Consider the following 11,922-nt stretch of genomic DNA (forward strand, 5'->3'; position numbering starts at 1 on the left):
TCCCCCCCCCCCCCCGCTACACCTCGTTAAGGGAGTTTTCCCCGGCTCCATCCACAGTCGTGAATGACCGCCGACGAGCTTCGACCACAGGTCGAGAAGAGTTTTCTACACACAGGCTGGGGAAACTAAAAGTCCTGGTCCGGACGGTTTTATTCCGACAAAACTATTTGTTTTCCACATGAGTTCCCACATCTTCTGCACAGACGCATCGGCGTTTCGCGCAGATTATCCCCACAGTTATCCACAGGGCGAGTTGTGGTGGATGCCGACCGGTTAATAGGGTGGAGCGACGTCGACGGAAGGCCGCCGAGGATCGGCTCGCACCACGGTCGTTCGTGGTGCGAGGCGTTGTCGGTGGCCGTCCGTAGTCTGCGATCGGACGCGCTTCGGTGCGGCTACTCCAGCATTCCAGGAGCAGCCGTCATCGGCGCGCCCGCGTACCGCCGAGCTGGCGGCGGCGCAGGCTGGAGGTGGCGGCATCGTTCGGTGCCGCTCAGCAGCAGAAGTGAGGAGAGAACGTGTCGATCGCCCATATCGGTCTCGCAGACAGTCGCGAACCGGGCGAGGCCCGCTCCCCCGAGCGCACCCCTCCGCATGACCTCCTCGCCGAGCAGAGCGCTCTCGGCGGCATGCTCCTGAGCAAGGACGCCGTCGCCGATGTCGTCGAGGTCGTCCGCGGCACCGACTTCTACATCCCCAAGCACGAGATCATCTACGACGCGATCCTCTCGCTGTACTCGCACGGTGAGCCGACCGATGTCATCACCGTCACCGATGAGCTCACCAAGCTCGGAGAACTCTCCCGCGCAGGGGGCGCCGAGTATCTGCACACACTCACCAGCCTCGTGCCCACGGCTGCCAACGCCGGCTACTACGCGAACATCGTCACCGAGAAGGCCTTGCTGCGCCGCCTGGTCGAGGCCGGTACGCGTATCACGCAGATGGGCTACAAGGCCGAGGGCGAGGTCCTCGACCTCGTCAACAACGCGCAGGCCGAGATCTACTCCGTCACCGGCACCCAGGAGGCCGAGGACTACGTCCCGCTGACCGAAGCAGTCACGGTCGCCATCGACGAGATCGAGGCCGCCAAGCACAAGGACGGCTCGATGACCGGCGTTCCCACCGGGTTCGCCGAGCTCGACGAGTTGACCAACGGCCTCCACCCGGGGCAGATGGTCATCGTGGCGGCGCGTCCTGCACTCGGCAAGTCGACCCTCGCGCTCGACTTCGCGCGGGCGGCTGCCATCAAGCACGACATGCCCACCATCTTCTTCTCGCTCGAGATGGGGCGCAGCGAGATCGCGATGCGATTGCTCTCCGCCGAGGCGACGGTCCCGCTGCAGCACATGCGCAAGGGAACCGTCGACAACCGCGACTGGACGACCATCGCCTCCACCCGCGGGCGCATCAACGACGCTCCGCTCTACATCGACGACAGCCCCAACATGACCCTCGTCGAGATCCGCGCCAAGTGCCGGCGCCTCAAGCAGCGCGTCGGCCTCAAGATGGTCATCATCGACTACCTCCAACTGATGACCAGCGGCAAGCGCGTCGAGAGCCGCCAGCAGGAGGTCAGCGAGTTCTCGCGTGCGCTCAAGCTGCTCGCCAAGGAGCTCCAGGTGCCCGTCATCGCCCTCTCGCAGCTGAACCGTGGACCGGAGCAGCGCGCGGACAAGCTTCCGGCCCTGAGCGACCTTCGAGAGTCCGGCTCGATCGAGCAGGACGCCGACGTCGTCATCCTGCTGCACCGCGAATCGGCCTACGAGAAGGACAATCCGCGAGCCGGCGAGGCCGACCTCATCGTTGCGAAGCACCGCAACGGCCCCACCCGGACCGTGACGGTCGCCTTCCAGGGCATGTACTCCCGGTTCACCGACATGGCGCCGATCTGATCGGCTGATGTCGCACGGGGCCGAGCGTCAGCCCGAGGCGTCGATCTTTGCTCGGTCGATCCCCCGACAGCCTGCGCACACGGCGTCACCTCGGCCGAACGGCATAGACGATCGTGCCGCCGGCGTCGGTCACGCGAACGTCGTAGAGCGGACCGGAGAGGATCGCGGGGTCGGACCGAAACGATCGGCTCACATACCCCGCAGCGGCGAGGAGGCCCGTCGCCTCCGCCATCCCCTGAACCCGCGCAGGAGCGATCGCGACGGTCCAACCGTGTGCCACGTCGCCGGACGCGGCGATCACCGTGCCGGCGATCACCGGCACTCGGGCGCGAGGGAAGTCGGCGGGCAGCGAGGTCGTCATCGTGGCGGACGCCGCGAGGCCGGCGTCGTCCCCCACCGGTGTGGACGCGGTCGTGCACCCGGCGAGCAGTCCCGCCAGCAGAAGGCTAGTGCCAGCCACCGCTCCGAGTCGTGATGTCGTGTTCATGGATTCCCTCCGATCGCCTGTGCTCGTTACAACGTCGAACGAGGTCGCCCCGGAACGACACCGTCCGGTCCGGGAGGCGCAGGGATAGGATCGCGGCATGTCCGAGCATCGCGTCCTCGCCCCGCAGATCGCGCCTGGCGAGAAGGTCATGGGCCCGGCGTCCTACTTCCCGAGCATCGAGAAGAACTACGGGCGCCCCGTGCAGGACTGGCTGGACATGACCGTCCAGCGGCTCGACGGCGGCTCGTCACACATGGAGGCCGTCGCCTGGCTCAAATCGGAGTACGGGATGGGTCACGGGCACGCCAACGCGATCGTCGGTTACGCGCGAGCGGAGCTCGCGAAGAGCGAGTGACCTCCGAGTAGGGAATCATCCTGCGGACTGACGCGCTCGCATCCCGCTTCGCGTGAGATGGGAGGATGAACACGATCCTCCTCTCGCTGCTGCAGGGTGCAGGCGCCGTCGCGTTCGCGGTGGTGTCGTTCGCGCTCGCGTTCACCTGGCCCAGCCTGATCGAGCCGGTCGGTCGACTCGGGAGCGAGCGTGCTCGCCTGACGGTCTTCGCCTCGCTGGGAGCGGCACTACTGCTCGCCGCGGCCGTTGTGTATGTCGTGCCCGGCCTCCTGCTCACCGACGATCTCGGTGCCATCGTCGCACTTCCCGTCGTCGCCACCTGGGCGATCGTGTCCGCTGCGCTCGTCGTGCGGGCGACGCTTCAGAGTGGCGTCGAGCGTGTCGTCTCCGCCTCTTTCGCGATCGTCGCCGTGTTCGGGACGGCCGCCGGAATCCTCATCACGCTGAGCGGGCACCACGCGATCGCCGCGACGATCCTCCCCACGGGCGCCTTCGTCCTCGTCGTCGGCGCGCTCGCCGCGCTCATCGGGTGGGCACGCGTCGAGCCGGCCGTCGACGGCGCCTCGGCGTAGCGTCAGGAGGCGTCAGGAGGCGCCCGGAGGCGCCCGGAGGATTCGAGAAGGGACACCTCCGCCGCGGCTGTGCGCGGCAAACGCGCAGGAAGCCCCCGACTAGACTGGGGAGCGAATCCTGACTGAGAGAGGTCGCCGAGTGGCACCCGCCGTTCCCCAGAATCAGGGCGATCCGAACCCGAGCCGTTATTGGGTCGTCCCCGCTGTGCGCGCGCTCGTCGCGCTCGCGACCGCCGCCGTGGTCACCTTCACGCGTGACGCGCACACCGCTCAGTTCGGCCTCATCGTCTTCGGGCTCTTCGCCGTGATCGACGGCCTCGCGACCAGCCTCCTCACCCTCCTGTTCGGCACCCGCGGCCTCACGCGAACGCTCTTCGCCGTGCAGGGTGCGATCGGCGTGGTCGCCGGAGTGGTCGCTCTCGCTCTCAACGGCGGCGGACTCGGCCTCTTCCTCTACCTCGTGACGGTCTGGGCGGCGCTCACCGGCGTCCTCGAGCTCTACAGCTGGGTGCGCGAGCGCCGTCGCGACGCCGCCGCCCGTGACTGGCTCATCACCGGGGCGCTGACCGCGATCCTGGCCCTGGTGCTCCTCCTCGTTCCGGCCGACGCCGTGCTCGCCATCGGACTCTTCGGCGCCTGGGCGGTCATCGTCGGCGTCTTCCAGGGCATCGGCGCGGCTTCCCTGCGCACGGCCGCGCGCACCGCTGCGGCCTCCCGCCGGATCGAGGGCGGATCGTGACCAAGCGCGACAAGAAAGACCCCAGCGTGACCAACACCCTCCAGCCGAGCCGCCGCGACCGCTTCCTCCCCGCGGAGCTGCTCGGCATCTCGGCCGGCCTCGGCGTCTTCGTCGGGCTCATCGTCCTGATCGCGACGCGCGAGTTCATCCTGGCCGGCGTCGCGCTCGGGATCGCCTTCATCCTGTCGCTCGTGCTGATGGCGCTTTTCGCACTCGCGTTCAAGCCGACGGCAGCTGAGGTCGAAGACATCCACGAACAGGACGTGGAGGCACAGGAGAAGGCCGAGAAGGCCGGCGACACGGCTCGCCCGGCGACAGACGCGAACGCCCCCGATGCCGCGCAGGGCGACGATCCCGACCAGGGTCGTCCGGCCGCCCACTGACTCGGGCCGCGGCCGCCCTCAGAGGCGGTCGACCAGCTCCGAGGCCAGACCGACGTACGCGCCGGGCGTGAGCGCCAGCAGGCGGTTCTTGGCGGCCTGACCGATATCGAGGCCGTCGACGAACGCCGTCAGCGCCTCGTGGTCCACGCGCTTGCCGCGCGTGAGCTCCTTCAGCAGCGCATACGGGTCGGAGATCGTGGACCGACCGGCGGTGACCTCGGCGCGGATCACCGTCTGGATCGCCTCGGCCAGGACCTCCCAGTTGAGGTCGAGGTCGACGGCGAGAGCCTCGCGGTCGAGCGAGATCTGGGCGAGGCCGCGCTGGATGTTGTCGAGGGCGAGCAGCGAGTGCCCGAGGCCAACGCCGATGTTGCGCTGGGTGGTCGAGTCGGTGAGGTCGCGCTGAAGCCGGCTGGTCACCAGCGTCGACGCGAGCGAGTCGAGCACGGCGCTCGAGAGCTCGAGGTTGGCCTCCGCGTTCTCGAAGCGGATCGGGTTGACCTTGTGCGGCATCGTCGACGAGCCGGTCGCCCCGGGCTCGGGAGTCTGCCGGAAGTAGCCGAGCGAGATGTACGTCCAGACGTCGGTGCAGAGGTTGTGGAGGACGCGGTTGGCGTGCGAGATGCGGGAGTAGAGCTCGGCCTGCCAGTCGTGCGACTCGATCTGCGTCGTCAGCGGGTTCCAGTCGAGGCCGAGGCTCTCGACGAACTCGCGCGAGACCCGCGGCCAGTCGGCCTCGGGGTCGGCGACGAGGTGGGCGGCGAAGGTGCCGGTCGCTCCGCTGAACTTGCCGAGGTACTCGGTGCTCTCGATCTGGGTGCGCAGGCGCTCGAGACGGTGGACGAAGACCGCGAGCTCCTTACCCATGGTCGTCGGCGTCGCCGGCTGGCCGTGGGTGCGGGCCAGCATCGCATCGTCGCGGTACTGGAGGGCCTGGGCGCGCAGCTCGGCGATCACCGAACGGAAGGCCGGAAGCCAGACCTGGGCGACGGCGGCGCTGACGGTCAGGGCGTAGGCGAGGTTGTTGATGTCCTCGCTGGTGGCCGCGAAGTGCGTGAGCTCGGCGATGTGGTCGAGGCCGAGCGCGTGCAGGCGCTCGCGCACCAGGTACTCGACGGCCTTCACGTCGTGCTTGGTCGTGGCCTCCAGCTCGGCCAGGCGGTCGATCTCTGCCTGGCCGAAGTCGTCCGCGAGCGCGCGCAGTTGGCGCGCCTGCTCATCGGTCAGCGGGCTGGAGCCGAACATGCGGTGGGAGGTCAGGTAGAGCAGCCACTCGACCTCCACCTGCACGCGCGCCCGGTTGAGGCCGGCCTCGGAGAGGTGGTCGCCGAGACCGAGGACCGCGGAGCGGTAGCGGCCGTCCAGGGGGCTGAGCGGCTGGGGAGGCAGGGCGGTCATGGGACTCCTCGCAGGATTCGGCGTGGTGGGATCGCTCCTATTCTCCCGTACTCCGCGAGGCGTCGGCGATCGCGGGTCAGCGGTCGCGCGTGAGCGGCCGGAAGATCAGGCCGATGAGCCACGCGATGATGCCGAGCACGAGCGCGCCCCAGAGACCGGCCCAGAACCCGTCGACGTGGAGGCCGAAGCCCATGAGGCTGCTGATCCACGACACCAGCAGCAGCAGCAGCGCGTTCACGACGAACGAGATGAGGCCGAGAGTGAGGATGTACAGCGGGAACGCGATGACCCGGACCACCGTGCCGACGACTGCGTTGACCACACCGAAGATGAGCGCGACGAGCAGGTAGGTCAGGACGGTCGCGGTGGTGTCGTGTGCGTACGGAACGACGGTGACGCCGGAGACGATGAAGGTCGTCAGCCAGAGCGCCAGGGCGTTGATGATCACCTTGAGCAGGAATCTCATGCCGACATCCTCCCAAACGGGAGGCGCGAGCGGCAGGGGCTCGCCGCTAGAGTCGCGGGGTGATGGAGAGCGGGATGCCCAATAAAGACGGCCTGGTGTCGCCGCAGTTGGTCGGCGCCGAGCGCCAGAAGAGGGTGTACCCCCCGATTCAGTGGTGGCCGCTGCGGGTCGCGAACCCGTGGCACAAGTTCGCCATTCTTGTGGCGTGGTGGGTCGTCTCCGGAGTCGTTCGATGGGGCATCGAAACGGTCGTGCCGCCCCCGCTCGTGACGAACGTCTGGATCGTGGTGGAGACGATCGCGATCGTCGCTTTCGCGCGTTCGTGTCGTGGCTGGGGAGAGCCGGTCGCGCCCGCTCGCCCCTGGTGGCGACTGACGGCCCGACCGCTGCTGGGCTGGTGGTTCGCGGCGCTCTACCTGGTCTCGGCAGCCTCGCCCATCACCCGAGGGTGGGATCTGGACTCTGTGCCCCTTGGCGTCACTGGCCTGTTCCTCGGCCTCGCCTTCCTCAACTCCTCCATCCGTCTCACCATCCAGCGCCGTCGCGCACAGTAGAAGAGGAATTCTCCCAGCGGCATGCGCCCGCGACTAAGTTGGGTCTGTGACTGACGAAGACGCGCTCGGCGTTCGGCTGCGGCCCGAGATCGTGGCGGTTCCCGCCTACAAGCAGGGCAGACCGGCACCGGCGGACGGTTTCAAGCTGTCCAGCAACGAGAACCCCTACCCGCCCCTCCCGTCCGTCGTGGAGGCCGTGCAGGCGACGCTCACCGACCTCAACAGGTATCCGAACGCGGGCGGCGGCGACCTCCGTCAGCGCCTGGCCGAGCGTCACGGTGTGGACGTCGAGCAAGTGCACCTCGGCAGCGGTTCGGTGGCCCTGCTCGCGCAGTTCATCTCTGCCGCCGCGGGCGTCGGCGACGAGGTCGTCTACTCGTGGCGGTCGTTCGAGGCCTACCCGGGACTTGTCACCGTCGCAGGGGCGACGAGCGTGCAGGTGCCCAACCGTGTGGACGGCGGACACGATCTGCCTGCGATGGCGGCGGCGATCAGCGACCGCACGCGTGTGGTGATCGTCTGCACCCCCAACAACCCGACCGGTCCCGTGGTGACCGCGGGCGAGTTCGAGGCGTTCATGGCGCAGGTGCCGCGCGACCTGCTGGTGCTGCTCGACGAGGCCTATTACGAGTTCGTCACCGACGATTCGTCGGTCGACGGCATCCCGCTGCTCTCGCGCTATCCGAACCTCGTCGTGCTCCGCACGTTCTCGAAGGCGTACGGGCTGGCGGCACTGCGAATCGGCTTCGCGGTCGGCCCTGCCGCCGTACTGAACGCGGCGCGCTCCGCCGCGATCCCGCTGTCGGTGACCGACGCCTCCCGTGTGGCGGCGCTCGCCTCCATCGATGCGGAGGACGAGCTGATGGAGCGTGTCGCGCGCATCGCCATGCGCCGCGACAAGCTGCGGGACGCCCTCGTCCGACAGGGCTGGAACGTCCCCGTCTCGCACGCCAACTTCGTCTGGCTTCCCACCGGAGAGCAGACCGCGGCCGCCAACGACGCCTTCTTCGACGCGGGGCTCACCGTGCGGGCATTCCCGCCGGAGGGCATCCGGATCAGTGTCGGAGAGCAGGAATCTGTGGAGAAACTCCTGGAGGTCAGCGCAGATATTGTGCGGAACCTACCAAATGGGCACCCCGGCAAGCGGTTAGGTTAGAACGGTGGTTGCGACGAACGATACCCCGCGCCCGGCGAACACCGTCCAGCTGCTGACGGCTGACGGCCGGTTCCAGCCGAGCGACCTGGCCGGAGAGTACCTCCCCTACCTCGAGCGACTCGACGAGAACGACTACCGCGAGTTCTACCGCGACATGGTGCGCGTCCGCGCAGTCGACACCGAGGGCGCCAACCTGCAGCGCCAGGGCCAGCTCGGCCTCTGGGTGCCGAGCCACGGTCAGGAGGGCGCCCAGGTCGGCTCCGCGCGCGCTGCCAAGCCGCAGGACAACCTGTTCCCCTCGTACCGCGAGCATGTGGTCGGCATGATCCGCGGGATCGACCCCGTGGGCATCATGGGCCTCCTGCGCGGCACGACCCACGGCGGCTGGGACCCGACCGACCCGGCGGTGCGCAACTTTCACCTCTACACGCTGGTCATCGGGTCGCACACACTGCACGCGACCGGGTACGCCCTCGGGGTGAAGCTCGACGGCAAGGTGGGCACCGGCGATGAGAACATCGACGAGGCCGTCATCGCGTACTTCGGCGACGGGGCGACGAGCCAGGGCGACGTCAGCGAGGCGTTCGTCTTCGCGGCCAGCTACCAGACCCCGCAGGTCTTCTTCCTGCAGAACAACCACTGGGCCATCTCTGTCCCGGTGACGACCCAGTCGCGCACGCCGCTCTACCTGCGCTCCAGCGGCTTCGGCATCCCCGGCGTGCAGCTCGACGGCAACGACGTGCTCGCCGCGTACGCCGTCACCGCGAAGCATCTGGACGACGCGCGCAACGGAGAGGGCCCCAGCATGATCGAGGCGCTCACCTACCGGATGGGTGCGCACACGTCGAGCGACGACCCCACCAAGTACCGCACGGACGACGAGGTCGCCTACTGGGCCGAGCGCGACCCGATCCTGCGCTTCCGGATCTTCCTGGAGCAGCAGGGCGTCGGCCAGGCGTTCTTCGACGCGGCGCAGGAGGAGGCGGCCGACCTGGCCGCCGACGTGCGCCGGCGAACGCTGGAGCTTTCGGTGCCGACCCCGTCCAGCATGTTCGAGCACGTCTACAGCGAGCCGCATCCCCTGATGGACGAGCAACGGCGCTGGCTCGACGAGTACGAGGCGTCCTTCGGAGGTGACGCATGAGCGACCCGAGAGGCGAGACCGGCTATGTGGAGGCCGAGCTCATCGACGACGAAACGCAGCACGACGAACCCGAGACGGAGACCCAGGCGATCGACGTGGTGGAGATCGTGGAGAGCGAGCCCGGCTCGCTCGTGCTCGAGGAGCACGTGGCCGAGCAGGAGTGGTCGCGCGAGTTCGCGATCGAGGATGAAGCGCCTGCGATACCGGAGGACGAGCTGGCGGAGCCCGAGGGCGTGAACCAGGAGCAGCGGCCCGAGAGCGACGACGCGGAGAGCGCGTCTCAGGAGACCGAATCCGAGCCCGCCGGGCCACGCCTCCGGTCGCTGCCGATGGTCAAGGCCCTGAACGCCGGCCTGCGCCGCGCGCTCGCCGACGACCCGAAGGTCCTGCTGATGGGTGAGGACATCGGCCCTCTCGGCGGCGTCTTCCGCGTCACCGAGGGCCTGCAGGCGGAGTTCGGCTCCAAGCGCGTGCTCGACACCCCCCTCGCGGAGTCTGGCATCATCGGCTCGGCGATCGGTCTCGCGATGCGCGGCTACCGGCCCGTGGTCGAGATCCAGTTCAACGGCTTCGTCTTCCCCGGCTTCGACCAGATCACGACGCAGCTCGCCAAGCTGACGAACCGGCACTCCGGCGCCGTGTCGATGCCGGTCGTCATCCGCATCCCGCACGGCGGTCACATCGGTGCCGTCGAGCACCACCAGGAGGCTCCGGAGGCGTACTTCGCCCACACCGCCGGCCTGCGGGTCGTCGCGCCGTCGACGCCGCACGACGCCTACTGGATGATCCAGGAGGCCATCGCGTCCGACGACCCGGTGATCTTCTTCGAGCCGATGAGCCGCTACTGGCCCAAGGGTGAGGTGGACACGCTCGAGAACAGCGTGGCCCTGCACGCCAGCCGGGTGGTCCGCACCGGCACCGACGCGACGATCGTCGCGTGGGCCGGCATGGTGCCTGTCGCTCTGCGCGCCGCGGAGATCGCGGCGGAGGAGGGACGGAGCCTGGAGGTCGTCGACCTGCGCTCGCTGTCGCCGATCGACTACGCGCCCATCGTGCAGTCGGTGCAGAAGACCGGCCGGCTCATCGTCGCGCAGGAGGCCCCCGGCATGGTGTCGGTCGCCTCCGAGGTGGCGGCCGCCGTCTCCGAGAAGGCCTTCTACTCGCTCGAGTCGCCGGTGCTGCGCGTCGCCGGCTTCGACACCCCCTTCCCGCCGGCCAAGCTCGAGGGCGTGTATCTTCCCGACGCCGACCGCATCCTCGAGGCCGTCGACCGCGCGCTCGCCTACTGAGCGCGCCGAACGAAAGAAGTCGCACATGAGCGAGTCCCAGTTCCTGCTGCCCGACGTCGGCGAGGGCCTGACCGAAGCCGAGATCGTCTCGTGGAAGGTCGCGCCAGGTGAGCCGGTCGCCGTCAACCAGGTGATCGTCGAGATCGAGACGGCCAAGTCGCTCGTCGAGCTGCCGTCGCCGTTCGAGGGGACGGTGGGCGAGCTGCTGGTCTCCGAGGGCCAGACTGTGGAGGTCGGCACGCCGATCATCACCGTCACGGGAGGCGAGGCGGCTGCGGCCCCCGCCGCTCCGGTGAGTGAGGTGGCGCAGGCCGAGGCCGACGCGGCTCAGACCGTCTCGCACGAGGCGGACGAGCCGAAGGCGGGCGCGGTGCTCGTCGGGTACGGCGCGGCCGGCCACGGAACGAGCCGCCGCCGCCGGGTGACGCACCCGGGAACCGCCTCGATCCCGATCACGTTCACGCCCGCGGCCCAGGCCCCCGCCGCTTCGTCGGCTCCCGCAACCTCGGCCGCCGCCGCGCCGGCGTCTGCTTCTGCTGCGCCCGCCCCCGCCGCCCCTATCGGCGCCTCGCCCGCCGGACGCGGTCCGGTGATCGCCAAGCCGCCGATCCGCAAGCTGGCCAAAGACCTGGGCGTCGACCTCACGATCGTGACGCCGACCGGCCCGATCGGCGACATCACGCGCGACGACGTGCTGCGGGAGGCGACTCAGGCGAGCGTGTTCCGCAACATCCAGACGCCCGCCTGGCCCGACGATCGGGAGGACCGCATCCCCGTCAAGGGCGTGCGCAAGGCGATCGCGAACGCGATGACGACGAGCGCGTTCAGTGCCCCGCACGTCAGCCTCTTCGTCGACGTCGATGCGACGCGCACCATGGAGTTCGTCAAGCGTCTCAAGAACTCGGCCGACTTCGTCGGCGTGAAGATCTCCCCGCTCCTCATCGTCGCCAAGGCGATCATCTGGGCGGTGCGGCGCAACCCGACGGTGAACTCGACGTGGACCGACGAGGAGATCATCGTCCGGCACTATGTGAACCTGGGCATCGCCGCGGCGACCCCGCGCGGGCTGATCGTGCCGAACGTCAAAGAGGCGCAGGAGATGTCACTGCTCGAGCTGGCGAAGGCGCTCGAGGAGCTGACCCTGATCGCGCGCGAAGGCAGGACTCCCCCGGCCGACATGTCCGGCGGCACGATCACCATCACGAACATCGGCGTGTTCGGGATGGACACCGGCACCCCGATCCTGAATCCCGGTGAGGTGGGCATCGTCGCGCTGGGCACGATCAAGCAGAAGCCGTGGGTCGTCGATGGCGAGGTGCGTCCGCGCTACGTGACCACAGTGGGCGCTTCGTTCGACCACCGCGTCGTGGACGGCGACGTCGCGTCGCGCTTTCTCGCCGACGTGGCCTCCATCATCGAGGAGCCTGCGCTGCTGCTCGACTAGCCACCGAGATGATTTTGACAATCATTCTCAACAAGGGCTAGTG

13 protein-coding genes are annotated in these 11,922 nt (G+C 68.7%); 10 read left to right on the forward strand and 3 right to left on the reverse strand.

Annotated features, from left to right (window positions below):
* Window positions 1-518 precede the first annotated feature (518 nt).
* The gene (dnaB, locus tag AC0HS0_RS07370) at window positions 519-1,892 is read left to right on the forward strand and encodes a replicative DNA helicase (protein WP_295127694.1); all 1,374 of its coding nucleotides are present in this window, start codon (window positions 519-521) and stop codon (window positions 1,890-1,892) included.
* Between the two features lie 85 nt (window positions 1,893-1,977).
* Here dnaB and AC0HS0_RS07375 read toward each other — a convergent pair whose 3' ends face one another.
* On the reverse strand, window positions 1,978-2,352 hold the full coding sequence (locus AC0HS0_RS07375; protein WP_472962833.1) for a hypothetical protein: 375 nt from the start codon (window positions 2,350-2,352) through the stop codon (window positions 1,978-1,980).
* Between the two features lie 124 nt (window positions 2,353-2,476).
* Between AC0HS0_RS07375 and AC0HS0_RS07380 the strand changes: the two genes are divergently transcribed.
* From AC0HS0_RS07380 to AC0HS0_RS07395, 4 genes are all read left to right on the forward strand, one after another.
* Entirely contained in the window at window positions 2,477-2,734 is a 258-nt protein-coding gene (locus AC0HS0_RS07380) for a DUF4287 domain-containing protein (protein ID WP_472962835.1), read from the forward strand.
* A gap of 65 nt (window positions 2,735-2,799) precedes the next feature.
* Window positions 2,800-3,306 (forward strand): hypothetical protein, encoded by a 507-nt coding sequence (locus AC0HS0_RS07385; protein WP_472962836.1) that lies wholly within the window; start codon window positions 2,800-2,802, stop codon window positions 3,304-3,306.
* Window positions 3,307-3,445: 139 nt separating this feature from the next.
* Entirely contained in the window at window positions 3,446-4,045 is a 600-nt protein-coding gene (locus tag AC0HS0_RS07390; RefSeq protein ID WP_472962837.1) for a DUF308 domain-containing protein, read from the forward strand.
* Complete coding sequence (locus AC0HS0_RS07395) at window positions 4,042-4,428, forward strand: hypothetical protein (RefSeq protein ID WP_472962839.1); 387 nt, start codon at window positions 4,042-4,044, stop codon at window positions 4,426-4,428. The genes AC0HS0_RS07390 and AC0HS0_RS07395 overlap by 4 nt, the downstream gene beginning before the upstream one ends.
* A gap of 18 nt (window positions 4,429-4,446) precedes the next feature.
* Here the strand turns inward: AC0HS0_RS07395 and purB are convergent, their stop codons facing one another.
* Both purB and AC0HS0_RS07405 read right to left on the reverse strand, forming a co-directional pair.
* On the reverse strand, window positions 4,447-5,826 hold the full coding sequence (gene purB / locus AC0HS0_RS07400) for an adenylosuccinate lyase (protein ID WP_472962840.1): 1,380 nt from the start codon (window positions 5,824-5,826) through the stop codon (window positions 4,447-4,449).
* A 76-nt stretch (window positions 5,827-5,902) separates the two neighbouring features.
* Window positions 5,903-6,292: a phage holin family protein gene (locus tag AC0HS0_RS07405; RefSeq protein WP_472962841.1), complete on the reverse strand. Its 390-nt coding sequence runs from the start codon at window positions 6,290-6,292 to the stop codon at window positions 5,903-5,905.
* Window positions 6,293-6,354: 62 nt separating this feature from the next.
* On the opposite strand from AC0HS0_RS07405, the gene AC0HS0_RS07410 reads away from it, so the two are divergent.
* The 5 genes from AC0HS0_RS07410 (at window position 6,355) to AC0HS0_RS07430 (ending at window position 11,879) form a co-directional block, all read left to right on the forward strand.
* Window positions 6,355-6,846 (forward strand): hypothetical protein, encoded by a 492-nt coding sequence (locus tag AC0HS0_RS07410; RefSeq protein ID WP_472963535.1) that lies wholly within the window; start codon window positions 6,355-6,357, stop codon window positions 6,844-6,846.
* Window positions 6,847-6,892: 46 nt separating this feature from the next.
* Window positions 6,893-8,002 (forward strand): histidinol-phosphate transaminase, encoded by a 1,110-nt coding sequence (locus tag AC0HS0_RS07415; protein ID WP_472962842.1) that lies wholly within the window; start codon window positions 6,893-6,895, stop codon window positions 8,000-8,002.
* A 4-nt stretch (window positions 8,003-8,006) separates the two neighbouring features.
* Window positions 8,007-9,146 (forward strand): thiamine pyrophosphate-dependent dehydrogenase E1 component subunit alpha, encoded by a 1,140-nt coding sequence (locus AC0HS0_RS07420; protein WP_472962844.1) that lies wholly within the window; start codon window positions 8,007-8,009, stop codon window positions 9,144-9,146.
* 329 nt (window positions 9,147-9,475) lie between these two features.
* Complete coding sequence (locus tag AC0HS0_RS07425; protein WP_472963537.1) at window positions 9,476-10,435, forward strand: alpha-ketoacid dehydrogenase subunit beta; 960 nt, start codon at window positions 9,476-9,478, stop codon at window positions 10,433-10,435.
* Between the two features lie 25 nt (window positions 10,436-10,460).
* Complete coding sequence (locus tag AC0HS0_RS07430) at window positions 10,461-11,879, forward strand: dihydrolipoamide acetyltransferase family protein (protein WP_472962845.1); 1,419 nt, start codon at window positions 10,461-10,463, stop codon at window positions 11,877-11,879.
* Window positions 11,880-11,922: the final 43 nt, after the last annotated feature.

Source organism: Leifsonia sp. PARNA 1/14 (genome assembly GCF_055720965.1).